18 protein-coding genes are annotated in these 19,234 nt (G+C 37.3%); 7 read left to right on the top strand and 11 right to left on the bottom strand.

The features are described from left to right. The first annotated feature begins 25 nt into the window (after positions 1-25). The 7 genes from V3Z67_RS09230 (at position 26) to V3Z67_RS09200 (ending at position 7,634) form a co-directional block, all read left to right on the top strand. Positions 26-1,777 carry a sensor histidine kinase gene (locus tag V3Z67_RS09230; RefSeq protein ID WP_330443025.1) on the top strand — a complete coding sequence of 584 codons (1,752 nt, stop codon included), beginning with the start codon at positions 26-28 and terminating at the stop codon, positions 1,775-1,777. Further along, the gene (locus tag V3Z67_RS09225) at positions 1,774-2,388 is read left to right on the top strand and encodes a response regulator transcription factor (RefSeq protein WP_330443024.1); all 615 of its coding nucleotides are present in this window, start codon (positions 1,774-1,776) and stop codon (positions 2,386-2,388) included. The genes V3Z67_RS09230 and V3Z67_RS09225 overlap by 4 nt, the downstream gene beginning before the upstream one ends. Positions 2,389-2,521: 133 nt before the next feature. Next, the gene (locus V3Z67_RS09220) at positions 2,522-2,845 is read left to right on the top strand and encodes a hypothetical protein (RefSeq protein ID WP_330443023.1); all 324 of its coding nucleotides are present in this window, start codon (positions 2,522-2,524) and stop codon (positions 2,843-2,845) included. 180 nt (positions 2,846-3,025) lie between these two features. Further along, the gene (locus V3Z67_RS09215; protein ID WP_330443022.1) at positions 3,026-3,622 is read left to right on the top strand and encodes a penicillin-binding protein activator LpoB; all 597 of its coding nucleotides are present in this window, start codon (positions 3,026-3,028) and stop codon (positions 3,620-3,622) included. A gap of 31 nt (positions 3,623-3,653) precedes the next feature. Further along, positions 3,654-5,888 (top strand): COG3014 family protein, encoded by a 2,235-nt coding sequence (locus V3Z67_RS09210; protein WP_330443021.1) that lies wholly within the window; start codon positions 3,654-3,656, stop codon positions 5,886-5,888. Between the two features lie 13 nt (positions 5,889-5,901). Beyond that, positions 5,902-6,279, top strand: a complete 378-nt coding sequence (locus V3Z67_RS09205; RefSeq protein WP_330443020.1) for a hypothetical protein — start codon at positions 5,902-5,904, stop codon at positions 6,277-6,279. Positions 6,280-6,407: 128 nt separating this feature from the next. After that, positions 6,408-7,634, top strand: coding sequence for a GyrI-like domain-containing protein (locus V3Z67_RS09200; protein ID WP_330443019.1), 1,227 nt, complete (start codon positions 6,408-6,410; stop codon positions 7,632-7,634). Between the two features lie 77 nt (positions 7,635-7,711). Here the strand turns inward: V3Z67_RS09200 and V3Z67_RS09195 are convergent, their stop codons facing one another. The 11 genes from V3Z67_RS09195 to V3Z67_RS09145 form a co-directional block, all read right to left on the bottom strand. After that, positions 7,712-8,428 (bottom strand): tRNA threonylcarbamoyladenosine dehydratase, encoded by a 717-nt coding sequence (locus V3Z67_RS09195; protein WP_035131872.1) that lies wholly within the window; start codon positions 8,426-8,428, stop codon positions 7,712-7,714. Continuing rightward, a complete protein-coding gene (locus V3Z67_RS09190) occupies positions 8,421-9,065 on the bottom strand; it encodes a TatD family hydrolase (protein ID WP_330443018.1) in 645 nt (214 codons plus the stop codon). The genes V3Z67_RS09195 and V3Z67_RS09190 overlap by 8 nt, the downstream gene beginning before the upstream one ends. Next, a complete protein-coding gene (locus tag V3Z67_RS09185) occupies positions 9,065-9,862 on the bottom strand; it encodes a hypothetical protein (protein ID WP_330443017.1) in 798 nt (265 codons plus the stop codon). The genes V3Z67_RS09190 and V3Z67_RS09185 overlap by 1 nt, the downstream gene beginning before the upstream one ends. A 6-nt stretch (positions 9,863-9,868) precedes the next feature. Beyond that, the gene (locus V3Z67_RS09180) at positions 9,869-10,537 is read right to left on the bottom strand and encodes a hypothetical protein (RefSeq protein ID WP_330443016.1); all 669 of its coding nucleotides are present in this window, start codon (positions 10,535-10,537) and stop codon (positions 9,869-9,871) included. An 82-nt stretch (positions 10,538-10,619) separates the two neighbouring features. Then, positions 10,620-11,807, bottom strand: a complete 1,188-nt coding sequence (gene mnmA / locus V3Z67_RS09175; RefSeq protein ID WP_330443015.1) for a tRNA 2-thiouridine(34) synthase MnmA — start codon at positions 11,805-11,807, stop codon at positions 10,620-10,622. Between the two features lie 51 nt (positions 11,808-11,858). Next, positions 11,859-12,557 (bottom strand): toxin-antitoxin system YwqK family antitoxin, encoded by a 699-nt coding sequence (locus V3Z67_RS09170; RefSeq protein WP_330443014.1) that lies wholly within the window; start codon positions 12,555-12,557, stop codon positions 11,859-11,861. Positions 12,558-12,661: 104 nt separating this feature from the next. Continuing rightward, positions 12,662-14,566, bottom strand: a complete 1,905-nt coding sequence (gene yidC, locus V3Z67_RS09165; protein ID WP_330443013.1) for a membrane protein insertase YidC — start codon at positions 14,564-14,566, stop codon at positions 12,662-12,664. Positions 14,567-14,624: 58 nt separating this feature from the next. Continuing rightward, positions 14,625-16,238 carry a CTP synthase gene (locus tag V3Z67_RS09160; RefSeq protein WP_157481994.1) on the bottom strand — a complete coding sequence of 538 codons (1,614 nt, stop codon included), beginning with the start codon at positions 16,236-16,238 and terminating at the stop codon, positions 14,625-14,627. A 180-nt stretch (positions 16,239-16,418) separates the two neighbouring features. Further along, positions 16,419-16,649, bottom strand: a complete 231-nt coding sequence (locus V3Z67_RS09155) for a DUF3820 family protein (RefSeq protein ID WP_157481995.1) — start codon at positions 16,647-16,649, stop codon at positions 16,419-16,421. 216 nt (positions 16,650-16,865) lie between these two features. Further along, positions 16,866-17,264, bottom strand: coding sequence for an OsmC family protein (locus V3Z67_RS09150; RefSeq protein ID WP_330443012.1), 399 nt, complete (start codon positions 17,262-17,264; stop codon positions 16,866-16,868). 2 nt (positions 17,265-17,266) lie between these two features. Beyond that, positions 17,267-19,198 (bottom strand): LysM peptidoglycan-binding domain-containing protein, encoded by a 1,932-nt coding sequence (locus V3Z67_RS09145; protein ID WP_330443011.1) that lies wholly within the window; start codon positions 19,196-19,198, stop codon positions 17,267-17,269. Between the last annotated feature and the right edge of the window lie 36 nt (positions 19,199-19,234).

The raw sequence follows: 19,234 nt of genomic DNA, 5'->3' as shown, positions 1-19,234 counted from the left end.
AAAATTAAAAATTATATTCATGCTCATGGCTTTAACAGTCATGGGCATGACCTATGCCCAACAGCCGGGGTTTGAAGAAGTAGAAAACGATATTAATGAAAACAGGCTGGAATCGGCTACACAAAAACTAAAACTGTTGGAAAATGATACCACCGGTTTTGAAAACAGAGCCTGGTATCATTTACTAAAAGCTAAAATTTACGACTACAAATACATTGATTCCTTAGCGTTGCAAAACTACATGTCGGCACGCGACCTTTACAACAAGGCGGGGTTAATAGACAAGGCAATACAAATTAACCTTAATATTGCTTACCTTATCAAATCGCAAAAAAACAGCGATAAACTACATCCCGAAAAGTACCTTAACGAATACCTGGACTATGCCAGAAAAAGTAACGACTCATTAAAGTTAGCCAAGGCATACATAGAGATAGCTTCAATAAAAATATCTTCAGAAGAAAGCGAAGAGAGCTATGAGTACTTCCAAAAAGCAAAGAAAATAAATAAAATACTGGGCAATAAGGAGCTTGAGTCGCAAATAGACAACAATCTTGCTGCTTTATATAACGACTTTTTAAACGAACCGGATTCGGCACTATTCTACCTTAAAAAAGACCTTATTTATATTAAAAGTAAGCCCAATAACAATTATGACATCTGTACAAATTATATAAATCAGGCAGCGTCATATTATTATCTGGGAGATTTTACCACCTCCATACAACTATTAAAAGCTGCCGATACCATACCAATAAATGAGTATCCTATTGGTATTAAAAGCATGATAAATAAAATTTTATCACTCAATTATGTCGAAAAAAATGATTACAAAAACGCCTATGAGGCTTATATAGAATATAAAAGTTTTGAAGATAGTATAAGCGCTCACGAACAGAGCCTTACCATCTCTGAAATGGAAACCAAATACCAAACACGAGAAACTGAACTAAAAAATGAAGTATTAACTGCCGAAGTAAAGACAGGTAAAATTTTGGTATATATATTTATAGGGCTTCTTATAGCCAGCTTAGTTATAGGATTCCTCATTATTAAAAATGCCCGCAGGCGTGTATATATTTCCAAACAGGAAAAACTTATAGAGCAGCAAAAACTTGAAAAAGCATTAAAGGAGTTTGAGCTTAACAGCATTGACCTTATGCTTGAAGGACAGGAAAAAGAACGTGAGCGTATCGCAAACGACCTTCATGACAACCTTGGCAGTATGCTGGCTACACTTAAAATGAATTTTGAACACCTTCGCATGCGTAAAAATGAAATACGTGAAGAGGAAGACAAACTATACGACCGCACAGACCAGCTTATAGAAGACGCTTATCAAAAAGTACGTAGCATTGCTCATGCCAAAAATGCAGGGGTATTTGCTAACGAAGGGCTCATACCTACCATAAGGAAAATGGCAGGAAAAATATCAATCCCTGGCAAGTTAACTATTGAGGTTCTGGCAGTTGGATTTAATAAAAGATTGGAAAATAAAATTGAAATTGCTATCTTTCGGATGGTTCAGGAGCTGAGTACCAACATTATAAAGCATTCTAAAGCAACAGAAGCTTCCATTCAGCTTACCAACCATGACGACAATATCAATATCATAATAGAAGATAATGGTGTGGGCTTTAAAAGTACTACAGCACCATCTTCAAACGGAATGGGCTTAAATACCATTACTAAAAAAGTTGAACAACTTGGCGGCACCTTTACTATAGATTCCACTCCGGGTAAGGGCACTACCATAATAATAGACTTACCAATATGATACGATTAGCTATTGCAGAAGACCATCAGTCGCTTATAGACGGTATCAGGATTTTTCTTGAATACGAAGATGACATTAAAGTTGTGGGTGAAGCTAACGACGGCGAAAGGCTGTTGGAAATTGTACGTTCCAAAAAACCCGATATTGTACTTACCGATATACGAATGCCGAAAACCGACGGCATTGCAGCTACAAAAGAAATAAAAAAGGAATTTCCAAACTGTAAGGTTATCGCCTTTAGCATGTTTGAACAGGAAGAAGCCGTTAGCCAAATGACTCAGGCAGGTGTAGATGGTTATATTATGAAAAACTCTTCCCTAAAAGTAGTTTTAGCAGCCATTAGGGCAGTTATGAAAGGGGAAACTTTTTTTGATGATTCTATAAAAGCGGCCACTCCAAAAAAAGACGAAGGCGATGTACCTCTAAGCAAACGTGAAAAAGAAATTGTAAATCTTGTAGGACAGGGAAAAACATCGCAGGAAATCGCCGACCTCCTTTTTATTGGAAAAACAACAGTAGACACTCATAGAAAGAACATACTTAAAAAATTAAGCCTGCATGGTAAAAGCGAACTCCTTCGCTATTCCATGGAACGGAAATATGATTTTTAGTTTTGGTAGAATTAACAAATCATTTTGATTTTTTTTGTAGTAAAATACCCAGCAATGGGTATTTTTTTGCTTTACCCTAAAATGGAACTTTGTAATAAATAATTTAAAGTACTAACCTTAAAATCAATTTATTATGAAGACAATCAAAACTATCAAAACAATCATGATCTTGTGTATGCTACTAACTGTACCTATAGCATTTGTATCTTGTGAAGAAGAAGAAACTACAGAGGTAAGCGGTAATGACGCCTGCCTTGATCAACTGGAAATACTGGCAGATATTCTGTATGAAAAAACGCTTGTTTTCAGTAACAATGCAACTCCTTCTACCTGTAGTGCCGTTAGGACTGCTGCCCTAAACCTTATCAATGCTGCCGAAGACTGTGGTTACGGTTACCTGTATCAGGAACAGGCACAATTCTGGATTGATTATGACTGTAGTATTTTTAATGATTAATTATCAAAAAAAAATAACAGACTGAAAAACAAACCATTAATTGGATTAATATAAGCTAAACACCTTTTCGGGCATTTAGCTTCCAAAAAACTGGCATCAATGTTGTAAAGAGGTTTTAGTATTATTTTAACAATAACCTTTTTTAAACTATTTTTGAATTATTAATCAAACCGAATAATTATGAAAACTTCTTACAAATTTATTTTAGCTTTTGTTTTAGGATTAGCCCTAACCAGTTGTGCTTCTAAAGTTCAACGTGTAAATGAGGACAGTGTTATAGACCTAAGCGGAAGATGGAACGATACCGATTCCAGACTAACTGCAGAGGAAATCACTGCCGAACTTATGTCACACTCTTGGTACAGTACTTATGCTGCCGAAAACGGAGGTAAAAAACCAGTTATTATTGTTGGTATGATTACTAATAAATCACACGAGCATATTGCTACCGAAACTTTCTCTAAAGACATTGAAAAAGAGATTATCAACTCAGGGAGAATGAAGCTTGTTCAGGGTGGCCCAATGAGAGAAGAGATCAGAGCCGAAAGAGCTGATCAGCAAAACTATTCATCTCAGTCTACCATGAAAAAATTCGGACTTGAAAACGGTGCCGATTTCATGCTTCAGGGAACAATAAACTCTATTGTAGATCAAAAATCTAAAGAAAAAACTGTTTATTACCAAATTGACCTTGAGCTTACTAATATCCAGACTAACGATAAAGTATGGATTGGTGACAAAAAGATTAAAAAATACATTGGTAAGAAAAACATGTAATTTTTGTTTCAATACCAAATAAACAACCAACATGAAAGCAACCAAAAACATACTTAAAATGCCCGCAAAACTGGCATTACTGCTGTTATTGATTGCCTTTCAATCCTGTAGTACCTATAACACCAAAACCGCAGATATTGAAAGCGATTTATTTAATGGTGATTTTAATAAAGCCATAAAAGGCATTGATAATAATAAATTCCTTAACAAAAACAGAAACAGGCTTTTATACCTGCTGGAAAAAGGAAAAGTAGAGCATCTTAGCGGAAATTATGAAGCAAGTAACACTCTTTTTGAAGAGGCTTACATTATGATTGAAGACAGGATGACTAAAACCAATGCAGGACAGGCCATAGCTGCGAAATTTACCAATCCTATGGCCGAGCCCTACAAAGGTGAGGATTTTGAAAAGGTAATTATTCACTATTACAAAGCCCTTAACTATTTTCATTTAGGACAACCTGCCGAAGCACTTGTGGAGGCAAAAAGGATTAACATTAAGTTATATGAACTCAATGAAAAGTACAAGGAAAATAAAAACAGGTATAGTGAAGATGCCTTCTCTCAAATCCTGCAGGGTATACTTTACGAAAGCACAGGCGATATAAACAATGCCTATATTGCCTACAGAAATGCCGAAGAAATTTATGCCCGCAACGGCGACCAGTACTTTGATGTACCTACTCCCCTACAGCTTAAAAAAGACCTGTTAAGGACTTCTAAGTTAATGGGCTTTAGGGAAGATTATGAAAAATACAGCAATAAGTTCAAGCTTACAGATGATGCTGCCACTAAAGCAACCGGAGAAGCCATAGTATTTTGGGAAAACGGATTTGGTCCTGCTAAAGATCAAATTGTGATTACTGCCAGTGGTACCGACGGTTTCTTTTACGGCACCTATTATGACGGAGCCATACAGGAAGAGATATTCATCCCTATACCTGTAGGTTTTGATATAGGTAGTGTAAATGCCATAGCCATCCCTAAATACAGGGAAAGAGGTACTTATTACAGTAATGCAGCCATAGTGGTAAACAACCAGGATGTCCCTTTTAACTTAGCCGAAGACATTTATCCTATTGCAAAGCAGTGCCTTAAAGACAGGATGCTGCGTGAAACCATAGATCTTGTTGCACGTTTTGCTACAAAAAAAGCAGCAAGTGCCGGTTTAGGCGCCTTAGGTAAAGAACTTTTTGGCGATACCGCCGGAGACCTTATTAAACTGGGAGGCGATGCTGCCGGAGCGGCTACCGAAAAAGCCGATACCCGTAACTGGCAAACTCTACCAGCTACCATTAGCTACATTCGTGTACCGTTGCATGAAGGCGAAAACAAGTTCCTAATCAAAAAACAGGGACCTCAGGGTATAGATAGAGATACGATTTATATTCCGTATAAAAAAGGGCTTCAAATAGTCAACTATTTTGATTTTGGAAGAACTCAGCTTATTCCTGTTGCAAACAATAATGCTACAGCAATGGCAACTCCAAAAGCAACTGCTCCGAAAAAAGAGGTCTCTCCAACTATGTCATCGGGACTTACGGCACAAAACCAGTCTGACTTAAAGGTTAAAAAAGCACTTGCTATACCGGCAGAGAAAAGAGCATTCAATCCGGCACCAAGCCATGTAACGGTGAAGTCGGTTATTGATAATTATATTGCTGCTTCCGGTGGTGAGGACAAGATAAGGAACATGAAAACCCTTATGTCGAGAACAAATACGCTAAGCGAGTACAATGGTACTACCACAAAAATTGAAGTAGTATCTAAAATGACAAGTCAAAACGATATGTTTATTCAAAGCTATACAAACGGCAAACTAACTTATACCCTTGTAGTGAATGATAACGGAGGGTATATGAAAATGCCTGACTTAGAACCTACCGAACTGGACAAAACCCTGTATGAATCTATTAAAAACGGAAATACAATTAGAGATAATTACTCTGTTCCGTTAAAAGATCCAAATGTAAGGCTGGAAGGCATAGGTTTTGTGGATAAAAAAGAAGCCTATGTTATTAGTTATAAAGATGCTAAAACCAATGCCGATATGCTAAACTATTATGATGTCGAATCGGGGCTTCTTGTAGCAAGCTCGGCAACAATTGATACGGTAAGCAGTACCTCATATTTTACTGATTACAGAAAAGTAAACGGTCTTGCTTTCCCTTTTAAAACCAAAACAGTAACACCTACAGGTAATACTGAAGTGGTAACGGCTGAGATAAAAATTAACGAAGGAGTAAACGCAACAGATTTCCAATAAAAAAACATTGCTCATGAAAAAGTTTATACTACTCGCATTTTTCTTTTTTGCTCTAAACACTGCTTTTGCCCAAACCGATAACGGATGGGGAGAGTGGCAAAAAACAAGCTGTTACTCAAAAATTGAGTTCCGCTTAAAATATGACGGAAAAAACGGAGAGCAGCACCACTGGAAAGTGCAGTTTAAAAACAATTACAACAATCTTATATCATTTAACTATACAGTGACAGATAAGGTACAGCAATATACATTAACTACTCACAGGAAAACACTTAACGGTGGCAAACAAAGTGATGAAGCTGATTTGTTTACTGATATGGAAGATATTTACATCCTTGTAGACAAAGTGAGTATGACACCTTATCCCGAGAACTTTATAGAATGTGAATAAGACATAAAAAAGTTATAAAAAACTCCGTTTAACGGAGTTTTTTGCTTTTTAGTACTTAAACCTAACAGTTATTTGCTTTCTTACAGGAAATTTATACATTTACGTAAAATAAGAAAGTCACCGCCTATATGAAAATTGTTAAGTACCTATTCCTTCTCTTGTTGCTGGCATCAATAGCAGGAACTGTATTCATAGCTACCCAAAACGGTAAATATGATGTTACTGAACAGCTAACCATAAAAGCCCCAAAAGACATGGTTTACAACTTTGTAGGAAATTTAAAAAACTGGGAAAACTCAGGAATTCTTACAAAAGATACAACTGCAGTCTATACTTTCTCTGACACAACCACCGGAGAAGGTGCCTATGCCAACTGGGCTACAGGCAGTGTAAAAAATCTTGCCACATACCCTAACGACTCCATAACACAAACATCTGTATTAAACGACAGGGAGATTGAAGTACACTGGACATTTAAAGATACCTTAACCGAAGCTACTAAAGTTAACCTTAGAATGAAAGGACAACTTAGCTTTATGGAAAAGGCTTATGCCATACTTAAAGGCGGAACCGATAAAAAGGTATCCAACCTAATTAATCATAGTCTTAAAAGGGCTAACTACATGCTTGTAAACCGTGTCAACTTTTTTGAAATAAAGGTAAACGATGTTATGATAAAAGAAGGAACTTATTATATAGCCGACTCCACCAGTTGCAAAATATCTGAAATGCAACAGAAGATGCCGGGCATGTTTGCCAGGGTAAACAAATTTGTTACCGATAACAACATTGCCACAAACGGAAAACCTTTTACATACTATTATACTTTTGACGAAGCTAAAGACAGTACTGTGTTTATGACCTGTATTCCGCTTGAGGATGAAATACTAATATCTGAAGGAAGTGAATTCAAAGCAGGAGAGATAAAGCGTTTCAATGCGCTTAAAACGACTTTAAAAGGCGATTACAAACATCTTAAAAAAGCTTGGGACGCTGCCTTTAAAAACATAAAGAAAAATAAACTGGAAGAAAATTTTGAACTTCCGTACCTTGAAGTATATACTAAAGGCCCTGCCGATACTAAGGACACTACCGAATGGATTACCGATATTTATATTCCAATAGGTACATTATTACCAGAGGAAGAAGCTACACAGGTTAACGACAGTACTGTAACAGTTACTGAGGCACCTACAGTTTCCAGACCACGCACTACGAGAAAGAAAACTCCAACGGTTACGCCTATAAGCACACAGCCTGTTAGTGTACAGCCTACCATAGCCTTACCTAAAAGGGACACAACATCTAAAAAGAAACCCGTACAGGATACCACAAACCAGTCGGGATTAAAATAAATACCCTTTTTATAAAAAGGGTGCTAACCCTATCTTAACTAACATTACAAACAAAAAATCCCCTTAACGGGGATTTTTTAATGTTTTAGTATATACTTTACAACGGTCTCGGCGGCATGAAGCCCAAACAGAGCGGGCATCCAGCTATTAGTCCCGAAAAATGACTTCTTGAAGTTTTTACCGTCGGTCATTTTAAGGCTTGTCTGATCCGGTTCTTCGGTAGAGAAAACTGCCTTTACGCCTTTTGTAATACCTTCTTTCTTTAAACGCTTCCTTATATTTTTAGCAAGCGGACAATATTCGGTTTTACTAATGTCGGCTACCTTTACCTTAGAGGCAAGGTATTTCCCTCCTGCTCCCATATTGCTAATAATTTTTACCTTCTTCCTTTTTGCCGCAATAATAAGGTTAAGTTTTGGTGTAACACTGTCTATACAGTCCAGTACATAATCAAACTCGGGTGTTACAAGTTCAAAAGCTCTTTCGGGAGAAAGAAACTCCTCTATCCTTGTAAGGTTAAGCTCGGGGTTAATATCCATAAGCCTGTCGCCCACTATTTGCACTTTTGGCTTTCCTACAGTAGAGTGCAGTGCCGGTAGCTGGCGGTTAATATTTGTAATATCTACAGTGTCACCATCAACAATTGTCATGTTACCTACTCCTGCCCTGGCAAGAAACTCGGCTGCAAACGATCCTACTCCGCCAAGTCCCACAACCATTACCTTTGCGTTTTTTAATCTATCAAGCCCTTCTTTTTTAAATAAGAGCTCTGCTCTCTCGGTCCATTCAGCCATTCTTAAAAACGGTTTTAAAATTATTGCTTACTATATTCTTTAATTCTTCTATATCTATATTTTTTGCAGTTGCAGCCTTTTCATATACCTGTTCCAGTCCTTCTTCAATGGTATCTGTCTCCATAAAAAGCCTGTCATTAGGTACTGTGGCAAATACAGCCGAAAGCTCGGGATTACGCAACAGGTACTTTCCAAACGAAATATAAAAACCGTTATCCAGCAATTGTTTTACTACCTGAGCATTTTTGGAAAACCCATGTATTATCATGGGTACCTCCATTTTTAACTGCTTTTTAATAGCTATTGCTTCCTGATAAGCGGCAACGCAGTGCAAAATTACGGGTTTTTGGTATTTTTTTGCTAACAGAAGTTGTTTTTCAAACACTTCCTGCTGCACATTTAAGGGTATTTCAATGCGTTTGTCAAGTCCGCATTCGCCAAGAGCAAGGCAATTATCCGTTGCCAACCTTTGGTCAATTATAGCTAAATGTTCATCCAATTTCTCTAAATCAATGTACCAGGGATGTATACCTGTAGAGAAATAAGGCACATCTATTTCCTCATATGGGTAGCGGTTTACTACTTCAAATATGTCGCTATTAGCCGTGTAGTTATGGGTATGTAAATTATAGAGCATTAAAATTCAGGTTCGTGTTCAATTATTTCTTTAATGACAGCCTTCGAGCCAAATTTACTCAAATAAATCTCAAAAATAATATTAGCACTGCCTTCCTGGTATTCCCTATAAATATTAAGGGTAAGCGTATCGCCTACTAATGATGCTCCTTCAAATGAATCAATCCATCCGTCATGACTATCATATGTAATATAATCACTTACATAATCGTCATTCTTATCCTCTATGGGAATAAACTCCTCTTTTTCAAATTTAGAATTGTACAAAACCATTGGGTTATCACTTCCACAAAAGGTAAGTCCCTCTTCATCATAAACCCCTACGCTAAAATTCTTTGTTGGTATTAATGTAAATTGTACATCATTAACCGTAAAAGTAGTATCCCTGCTCATATCATATTCATATACATCCTTACCATATACCCAACCCCTTACATCAGGATGACTGAGTTTTACAAAATTATGCAACTTGCAGTAATCATTAGCGCCGGTAAGATCATACCTGTTTTGCGAAATACTGTCTGTAGTTACAATCAAACCATACAAGCCTGCTGCCTTTCCGGTTTCCTTCAGGTTTTTGTTATATAGTTCCAGCTCCCCTTTCAGTATAAGTACTTTATTATTGTGCTTTAAAGACTGTATATATTCAGGAGCATTTACCATTTCTTTTTCTTTCCCTTCCATTTCCCCAGGCTCTGCTACAATGGTTTTTCCCTGAACAGTCATTAAATCTTCCTCCTTAGCTTCTTTACAGTTAACAAGCAGTAAGGGAACTAATAGTAGTAAAATTCTTTGCATTAGCTTTTAATTGGTTTTAGCCTGTTTGTTGTCTTTCAAAAAAGTTTCAAACACCTCTTTCTGATTATGACTAAAAGCCATAGCTCGTGTTTGAAATATTATTACATAATTATTAATATAACAGGCATAAGGGAATGTATTAAAATATATGCGGTCTCCATAAGTTTCTACAACAGCAACAGCCTCTTTTGCCTGTTCTTCCGTTTGAAATTCCCATTGTTCAATTATACCGTCTGTTATAAGCTTTTGCTCATTTTTATTATAATAAAAATACCCTATTATACTTTTAGCCTTTTGAAAAGCCTCACAGTTCACATGACCTAAACCTCTTTTTTGCCAGGTATTTTTATAATCAATCTTATAAAAATTCTTATTTGCTACAGATACAACAGAATCTCCCAAGAGTTGTTCATAAAGTTGAATTTTTTGTAACCTTTTATCATCAGATATCCATCCCTGCTGTTCAATCTTACCAACAAAAGTCGCGACCTCGTTAAGAACTAAAACTCCTGAATGATTTTGATTAACTAATGTATCTTTTTGATTATCCTGAACGACATTTGGCAAAGAATCTGTCGCAGATTCCGGAACCGTAATGACAGTAGGCATCTGCTCTGATTTTTTACAGGAAACAAAAAATGACAATATAATTAAAGATAATAGTACTCTTTTCATATTAACAAATATACATTTTACAGCAATAAAAAACCCAACACTTATAAGCATTGGGTTTATATATAAAATATGATATTCTTTATTATGAAATAACGCCCGAACCAATAAGTTCGTCGTTACTATACCAGGCAGCAAACTGCCCTTCGGTAATTGCCGACTGTGGTTCTTCAAAAGCAATGTACATTCCGTTATCAAACATATGCAGGGTTGCTTTTTGTAACGGCTGGCGGTAACGTATTCTTACCATTACTTCCATGGTTTCACCATCTTTTAAAGTTAGGTCTTCACGCACCCAGTGTACCTCGTTACCCTGTATGAATAATGCTTTCCTGAACAGTCCCGGATGGGTGTGCCCCTGCCCGGTATAAATAGCATTACTCGCCACATCAGTAGCTATGATAAACAAAGGCTCTTTTGTACCACCTACATTAAGGCCTTTACGCTGCCCTATAGTATAGTAATGCGCTCCCTGATGCTTGCCTACCACTTTACCCATTTCAGGCTTGTAGTCAATGTTTTTAGCCTCAAAAGCCAGTTGGTCTTTTACGCTATCAAATACCGGTTTGTCTACATTATAAGTATCCTGAGTGGCATCAATCTCATAGATAAGACCTTCTTTAGGTTGTAGCTGCTGCTGAAGAAACTCCGGCAGGCGAACCTTACCTATAAAACAAAGCCCCTGAGAGTCTTTTTTCTCTGCAGTGACCAAATCCATCTTAGCTGCGATTTCACGTACCTGTGGCTTGGTTAATTCGCCTATTGGGAATAAAGCTTTACCAAGTTGCTCCTGCGAAAGCTGACATAAAAAGTACGACTGGTCCTTATTACCGTCTACACCTGCCAAAAGCTGATACACTTCGTTACCGTCTTTCTCAATAGTACCTTTACGGCAATAGTGTCCTGTTGCCACATAGTCTGCTCCCAGGCTAAGGGCAATTTTCATGAACACGTCAAACTTAATCTCACGGTTACATAACACGTCGGGGTTTGGAGTTCTTCCCTGCTCATATTCATTGAACATATAATCTACTATACGTTCTTTATATTGTTCGCTAAGGTCTACCGTTTGAAAAGGTATACCCAACTTTTCGGCTACAAGCAAAGCATCATTGCTATCTTCCAGCCACGGACATTCGTTAGAGATGGTAACCGAATCATCGTGCCAGTTTTTCATAAACAGGCCTATTACCTCATACCCCTGCTCCTGCAACAGGTATGCCGCAACACTCGAATCCACTCCGCCCGAAAGCCCAACTACTACTCGTTTCATTTTTAATTCCTTTCCTGAAAAAATTTCTGCAAAAGTACTACAAAATATTTATTAGTCCCTTGTTACCTCTTTAGGGATTAACATGAACTCCTTTTTTAACAGTTTCTTATTTTCATAATACTCCCAGTAACCGTACTTGTATCCTTTTACAAATTCGCCTTTTGACGATACATTTCCAAACTTATCATAGAATACTGCCTGCCCGTTAAGCTTCCCGTTCTTGTAGTGGGAATCTTCCAGTACAGTACCTTTTTCGTTATATTTTTTATAGATACCGTTAAGTACCCCGTCTTTGTATTCTTTTTCTTCGGCAAGCTCACCTTTGGCAAAAAACACTTTTACCATACCGTTTAACTTCCCTTTAGAGTAATGTTCCAACAGCATTACAGTTTTTCCGTCAGGATGATATGTTTTCCATTCGCCTTCACGTTGCCTGTTTACTTCTTTACCTTCACTTACCTTATTCCCCTTTTGGTCAACAAACGTAGTATAGCTAACGCCGTTACCTTCAGAAAAATCTCTTGTCGCTATAACCGAACCTTTTTGGGTATCGTCAAAAAACTTAAACACTCCGATTTCCTTACCATGATTAAAAGTACCTTCATAGCGCGGTCTTCCGGTAGCATCATAAGTACCTTTCCAAACACCGTGGCGTTTACCGTTACTGTCAAACTTATTGATATCATCCTTGTTTTGAGCAGTAAGCCCAAAGGTTATAAAAAGAGTAATAAGTACTGCAAAGTATCTCATAATAGTATTTACGTTTTATATCTAAACTTAAATTGTACTGTTTTTAGTATTGCAAACTGTGAGCCAATTTATTAAAAAAAGCACTCCGAAGAGTGCTTTACAGTTTATCTTTTATTTTGTTGCTGCTTTTTTTGCTGCTCCTGTGCCTGTTCCATCATTTCCTGCATTTTCTTTTGGAAACGCCCCTGCTTTTTAGGCTTGGTTTTGTTTTCCTGAATTTTTGCATGGATTTTCTCTTCATTTACAATGTAATTCTTAATTACAAACATAATACCTATGGTAATTGTGTTTGATATAAAGTAATACAAACTCAGCCCTGATGCATAGTTGTTAAAGAATATAAGCATCATTACAGGAGAGATGTAAATCATTACCTTCATCATTTTGCTCATATCAGGCATACCTTCCTGTGGCGGTGCCGACATACTTTGATCTCCGGTAGTCATTTTCATATAGAAGAAAATAGCAATAGAAGCAAGTATAGGGAATAAGCTCACGTGGTCACCGTATAAAGGAATACGGAACGGTAAATGATAAACAGAGTCATATGACGAAAGGTCATCTGCCCAAAGGAAGCTTTTTTGCCTTAAATCAAAATAAGACGGGAAGAACTGGAATAAGGCATAGAATACCGGTATTTGCATTAATGCCGGTAAACAACCTGCCATTGGGTTTACCCCCGCTTTATTATAAAGCTTCATGGTTTCCTGTTGCTTTTTCATTGGGTCTTTCTTGTACTTCTCGTTTATCTCCTGTATTTCAGGACGAATAACTTTCATCTTAGCCTGTGACAGGTAAGACTTGTATGTTACCGGAGACATTACCAACCTTACCAGGATAGTGAATATAATAATACCTATACCGTATGGAAGGAATAAAGAAAGGAAAGCAAACACCTTGATAAATATATAACGGTTAATCCAACCGAATATACCCCATCCTAAAGGAATTACCTCGTCAAGGTTTCTGTCATAACTGTTTAATATCTTATAATCTGCAGGACCGTAGTACCAATCCATGTTATAGCTTAGCTCCCCACCATCAAACTCAAGAGGCATTTTTGCAGTAAACTGCTTGGTATAAAGTGTATCTACCTCCTCGTCTTTAACCAGGTTTTCAGATGCAAGATCGGCAGTTTTAAATGCTTTATCTGTTAAAAGGATAGAAGTAAACAGGTGTTGTTTAAAAGCCACATAAGTAACATCATCCGCTTTTTCGCTATCGTTACTACCTACACTTAGATCATCATCTTTACCGTCTTCATACTCATAAATAACCTGAGTATATCTATTCTCGTAAGAGATACTTTTTTCGTTTCTGTAAGTTTTAAGCTTCCACTCTAAATCAATAGGGTTAGAAGTATCAAGCACCTGAGATAAACCTTGTGTACTGATAGAGAAATCTACCATGTACTGTCCCGGTTTCATTTCATAACGGTATTCAAGGAAAGCATTTGCACCTGCCTTTAAACGCATGGTTAACACCTGGTTCTCACCGTTTTTAGTAAGCTGTGGCTCAAAGTACATATCCCTAGTATTAAGGATACGGTTATCTCTGGTTTTAAATTGCAGGTTAAAATCGGCATTGTTATCCTTGATGATTTTCACCATCTCGCCCGAATCCTTTTGGAATTGCTCAAATCCAAGCGGAGTAGCTACACTAATGTAACCACCTTTGTTAGAAACCTCAAGTAAAAGCTTGTCGTTTCTAAGCTCGGTTACAGCTTCTTTTGCAGAAGGTAATGACGCACTGTAAGCAAACGCTCCAAGAGCATCCCTAAGACCTGCCTGTTTTACAGAATCGGTCACTGTTGAATCCTGTTCTGTAATTACAGCTGTTTTTTCATCAGCAAGCTTAGCCTGCTTTTCCTGCTCTACTTTTTCTTTTTCGGCTTTCTCTTTATCAAGTTCTTCCTGCGTAGGTACCTGGTTGTATAACATCCAGCCTAAAAGCACAGCAATTAGGGCAAAACCTATGGCCGATTTGTAATCTAATTTTTTTTCTTCCATCTAATTAATTTGTTACACCATAAAGTGTATCCTTTTACAAGGAATATAATTATCTAAATTATTCGCTTTTTTTCTTAACCGCAGCTTTCACAAAACTTACAAAAAGCGGGTGCGGGTTAGCTACCGTACTCTTATACTCAGGGTGATATTGTACCCCAATGAAGAACGGATGGTCTTTAAGCTCAATCACCTCTACAAGTTTGGTATCCGGGTTAACCCCCGATGTTACCATTCCTGCTTCCTGCATTTCGTTTAGGTATTTACCGTTAAACTCATAACGGTGACGGTGACGCTCTAATATATCTGCTTTATTATATACGCTATAAGCAAGAGTACCTTCGGTTAAGTGACATTTCCATGCACCAAGACGCATAGTACCACCCATATCGGTAATATTTTTTTGCTCTTCCATAATGTTGATTACAGGGTAAGGAGTACTCTCATTCATCTCTGTAGAGTTAGCATCTTTCCACCCCAGTACATTACGTGCAAATTCTATAACTGCCATTTGCATACCTAAACAAATACCAAAGAAAGGTATTTTGTTCTCTCTTGCAAAACGAACAGTTTCTATTTTACCTTCAATACCTCTTCCTCCAAATCCGGGAGCAACAAGAATACCGTCTAAACCTGAAAGTTTTTTAGCAGCCGATTGCTCGTCAAGATATTCAGAGTGGATACTGATAACATTTACTTTAGTCTCATTTACAGCACCGGCATGTATAAACGCCTCAAGGATTGATTTGTATGAATCCTGAAGTTCTACATACTTACCTACAAGACCAATGTTAACAGTATGCTTAGGGTTTTTAAGCTTGAAAAGGAACTCGTTCCATTGTTTTAAGTCCGGATTATTTTTTTCAGCAAGGTCAAGCTTTTTAAGGGCTACCCTGTCTAATCCTTCCTCTAACATAAGGTTTGGAACATCATATATCGTAGAAGCATCTATAGATTGTATAACAGCTTCTTTTTTCACATTGCAGAAAAGTGCCAGCTTTTGTCTTAAGTCAGACGAAAGCTCGTGCTCTGTACGACAAACAAGTATATCAGCTTTAATACCGCTCTCCATTAATGTTTTAACAGAGTGCTGTGTAGGCTTGGTTTTAAGCTCTCCGGCAGCAGCAAGGTATGGTACCAGTGTTAGGTGGATAACAATACCGTTGTTTTCACCAAGTTCCCAAACCAACTGTCTAACAGATTCAATGTATGGTAGTGATTCAATATCACCTACAGTACCACCTATCTCGGTAATAACAATATCATAATCACCCGTTTTACCAAGTTGCTGCATGCGCTCCTTGATTTCGTTAGTGATATGAGGTACAACCTGTACAGTTTTACCTAAAAACTCCCCTCTTCTCTCTTTTTCAATAACCGAAAGGTACACCCTACCAGTAGTAACATTGTTTGCCTGAGAAGTAGGAACATTTAAAAATCGTTCATAGTGCCCAAGGTCAAGATCCGTTTCAGCTCCGTCATCTGTTACATAACATTCTCCGTGCTCATATGGATTAAGCGTTCCCGGATCTACGTTAATGTATGGGTCAAATTTCTGGATAGCTGTCCTGTAACCTCTTGCCTGCAATAATTTTGCTAAAGAAGCCGCTATGATTCCTTTACCTAAAGAAGAACTTACACCTCCTGTAACAAAAATATACTTCGTTTGATTCATTGTACTGTTGTTGTGCTGTTGCTGTTGTAAAAAACGTGGCAAAAATAAGCAATTTTATCCGATAATATGTAATCTGTAAATGAGGTTATTTGAAAATTTCAAAATACCAATACCCAAAGCCTGAAAAACAGCTTTATTTTTCAGTAATTCAGGGTGTTTATTTAACAATTTTTCAATTTTTCAGGGCTTTGGATATTGATTCCTGATATTTCTTATCATCCCCTCAAGTCCGTTAAGCTTTAGCTCATAAACCAGTTGTAGTTGCTTGCCCAGTTGCCCGGCAGGAAACCCTTTATTATGATACCAAACCACATAATGTTCGGGCAAATCAATAAGATAACGCCCTTCATATTTACCAAAAGGCATTTTTGCATGTGCTAATTTTATTAGCAACTCCCTTTGTTCATCCATAAATAGTACTGTAAACAGCAAAGGTAGTAACCTAAAGCCATCCCTAAAACAAAAAAGCACTCTTTATCAAGAGTGCTTTTCTTAACCAAGTGTACACGCGAATGAAACACTTTGCATAAACCAAAGGAATCTAAAAAAACTCCCTGTATCAAATGTACTCTGGCTATAAAACAAAAAAAATACCCAATGAAGGGTATTTTTATATTTAAAACCGAATTACCAGTTAAACGTTATATCTCTTTCAATATCCGGGTGCAGGCTGTAATGAACCGGGCAATGCATTGCTGCTCTTTCCAGTATTAACCTTGCTTTCTCATCGGCATCGCTTTTAAGATTAAAAACAACTTTAATTTTAGAAATTCTTCTAGGATCGGCAGCCATGGTTTTAGTCACCTCTGCAACAGACCCCTGCACACTAACCCCCATATCCCTGGCCTTGATACCCATAATAGTAAACATACAGGTTGCCAAAGCATTTGCAACAGTATCGGTAGGTGAAAAAGCCTCTCCTTTACCATTATTATCAAGCGGAGCATCGGATATAATTTCACTACCCGACTGTAAATGAACAGATGATGTTCTTAAATCTCCTAAATAAGTCACTTTAGATGTCATAATTACTCTGCGTGTTTAATACTTAAATCCTCATCATAATACAGAATATATACCCCGTTATTATAATTACCTCCGTTAAGTACCCTATAAGCAAATTTGTTCTCTACCTGCTCTGACGATTTTGTTACTACTGTTTCCCCAAAACTTTCCGGCTGGAACAAACGTAAAATAACATCAAAAGTTACATCAAAACCTCTGGCAGCAAACTGGTTTGGAGAAACTCCGTTTTTCTCTTTAAACTTCTTGATAAATAAATGTTTCCCTTCTGTATCGGTATCATTAGTTATAGAAGCATACTGCATTTTTAACTGAGTTAATAAATGTAAAGGTACCTCTTCATTATCCAGCACTTCATTTCTTTCAAAAACAGCCAACTGTATTTTATACTCCTCTTTTATTTTCATAAGTACCCTTACCGTGTTAGACACTTTTCCGGCACTTTCGGTATCAAGCAATACATAGTTAATTCCTATTGGATCAAGCAACGGCTTAAGCAACTCTTCGGTTACCATCTGGTCGGTAATTTTGGCTCCGGCATAGTTGTTTTTAATAAACTGTTTTGAACTCAGTTTTTTCTCATCAACAACCGCTATAAGGTTAGCGTTTTTACTTTTTATAAAATTAAGCATTCCCATCCTTACCACATCCGGACTTGGAACCGATTGATACAGGTTTTCAATTGGTTTACCCACCTCTTTAGAAAGTGGTGATATCACTGGGATATTTGTTAGTGTTTGTGCAGCTCTTTCTACGTTGCTTTGAAAAAACGGACCAATCACTGCATTCATCCCTGCAAGGCTTGATTTAAGCCTGTCTACCGCAGATGAATTTTTAGACTCCTGCGAATCCAGTATCTTAACCTTAATAGGCAATCCTAATGTTTTAGCCGAATCAATAGCTATTAAAGCTCCGGCATAAAAATCAAGAGTCATATTAAGAAATCTGTCTGTTCTTACACGCTCTGTTTCCTCCTCACTACCTTGATCTTTTATAAGATTAAAAGGCAGTAATAGCGCTAGTTGTTTTTCTCCCTGCACATTAAGCGAGTCAATAAGACTTATAACTCCAGGTGCTTTTTTTCCGGTAATAAAACCTCCTGTTTTAGGTGCAGGAAACTTTAAAACCATACCTTCTCTAAGTCCACCTTCTTTTAGCTCAGGATTTAGCTCTTCTATTTTTTCTTTGGTTAATCCTGTTGTTTTGGTAAGATTGTACATTGTTTCCTTTGCAGGAACTGTATACATAGTAAACTGAGGCTCATCCTGTTTTAATTGTGCACCGGGACCTATTTCTTTAGTCAGTACCGATGCCTTATCGAGCTTAAGCTTATACCCTAACGGAAGTACATCTTTAACGTCCGGATTAAGCTCTTCCAAAAGTTGCTGAGTCATGCCATACTGTTTAGCTATAGAGTATTTTGTCTCTCCTGCTTCAACGGTATGATACATATAGCTTGGCGCATCTTTTTTCTCAAATACTTTCTCTGCTCTTTCAGCCTGTGCCTCAACACCACTTCCTTTTACCGGAATAATAACCTTTTGTCCTATTTTTAGACCATCAGCCAGTTCTGGGTTTGCAGCAATGAGTTCCTGTTCGGTAACATTATATTGCTTTGTAAGCCCATACATTGTTTCTTTAGCCTTTACCTCATGTATAGGGTTAGAAATCCTGGTAGCTTTCTCTGTAACAGGCAAACTAACAATTTCTGTATTAACTTTACCGGCAGTAGGTATAAGCAATACCGCACCTTCGCTAATACCATTTTGGGAATCAGGGTTAAGCCTGAAAATATCATATGGGGTAACTTTATATTTTTTTGCAATCTCGGTCACCGTTTCTCCCTTAGCTACCTGATGCTTTTTGTATTTACCCTGAGCAAAAGCCGAACCGGATAACAACACGAGTGAAAAAAATAAAATTACAAAATGCTTCATATTCAAGTTTTGGTTTATACTATATTATTTAAGTTG

The organism is Flavobacterium sp. C4GT6, assembly GCF_036347315.1.
In the GTDB taxonomy this organism is placed as follows: Bacteria; Bacteroidota; Bacteroidia; order Flavobacteriales; family Flavobacteriaceae; genus Flavobacterium.
This window is presented reverse-complemented; position numbering and strand designations above follow the sequence as displayed.

Excerpts from the sequence above, each read along its gene's own strand:
- V3Z67_RS09230 (WP_330443025.1), top strand. The coding sequence starts at position 26 with ATGGCTTTAACAGTCATGGGCATGACCTATGCCCAACAGCCGGGGTTT.
- V3Z67_RS09225 (WP_330443024.1), top strand. The coding sequence starts at position 1,774 with ATGATACGATTAGCTATTGCAGAAGACCATCAGTCGCTTATAGACGGT.
- V3Z67_RS09220 (WP_330443023.1), top strand. The coding sequence starts at position 2,522 with ATGAAGACAATCAAAACTATCAAAACAATCATGATCTTGTGTATGCTA.
- V3Z67_RS09215 (WP_330443022.1), top strand. The coding sequence starts at position 3,026 with ATGAAAACTTCTTACAAATTTATTTTAGCTTTTGTTTTAGGATTAGCC.
- V3Z67_RS09210 (WP_330443021.1), top strand. The coding sequence starts at position 3,654 with ATGAAAGCAACCAAAAACATACTTAAAATGCCCGCAAAACTGGCATTA.
- V3Z67_RS09205 (WP_330443020.1), top strand. The coding sequence starts at position 5,902 with ATGAAAAAGTTTATACTACTCGCATTTTTCTTTTTTGCTCTAAACACT.
- V3Z67_RS09200 (WP_330443019.1), top strand. The coding sequence starts at position 6,408 with ATGAAAATTGTTAAGTACCTATTCCTTCTCTTGTTGCTGGCATCAATA.
- V3Z67_RS09195 (WP_035131872.1), bottom strand. The coding sequence starts at position 8,428 with ATGGCTGAATGGACCGAGAGAGCAGAGCTCTTATTTAAAAAAGAAGGG.
- V3Z67_RS09190 (WP_330443018.1), bottom strand. The coding sequence starts at position 9,065 with ATGCTCTATAATTTACATACCCATAACTACACGGCTAATAGCGACATA.
- V3Z67_RS09185 (WP_330443017.1), bottom strand. The coding sequence starts at position 9,862 with ATGCAAAGAATTTTACTACTATTAGTTCCCTTACTGCTTGTTAACTGT.
- V3Z67_RS09180 (WP_330443016.1), bottom strand. The coding sequence starts at position 10,537 with ATGAAAAGAGTACTATTATCTTTAATTATATTGTCATTTTTTGTTTCC.
- mnmA (WP_330443015.1), bottom strand. The coding sequence starts at position 11,807 with ATGAAACGAGTAGTAGTTGGGCTTTCGGGCGGAGTGGATTCGAGTGTT.
- V3Z67_RS09170 (WP_330443014.1), bottom strand. The coding sequence starts at position 12,557 with ATGAGATACTTTGCAGTACTTATTACTCTTTTTATAACCTTTGGGCTT.
- yidC (WP_330443013.1), bottom strand. The coding sequence starts at position 14,566 with ATGGAAGAAAAAAAATTAGATTACAAATCGGCCATAGGTTTTGCCCTA.
- V3Z67_RS09160 (WP_157481994.1), bottom strand. The coding sequence starts at position 16,238 with ATGAATCAAACGAAGTATATTTTTGTTACAGGAGGTGTAAGTTCTTCT.
- V3Z67_RS09155 (WP_157481995.1), bottom strand. The coding sequence starts at position 16,649 with ATGGATGAACAAAGGGAGTTGCTAATAAAATTAGCACATGCAAAAATG.
- V3Z67_RS09150 (WP_330443012.1), bottom strand. The coding sequence starts at position 17,264 with ATGACATCTAAAGTGACTTATTTAGGAGATTTAAGAACATCATCTGTT.
- V3Z67_RS09145 (WP_330443011.1), bottom strand. The coding sequence starts at position 19,198 with ATGAAGCATTTTGTAATTTTATTTTTTTCACTCGTGTTGTTATCCGGT.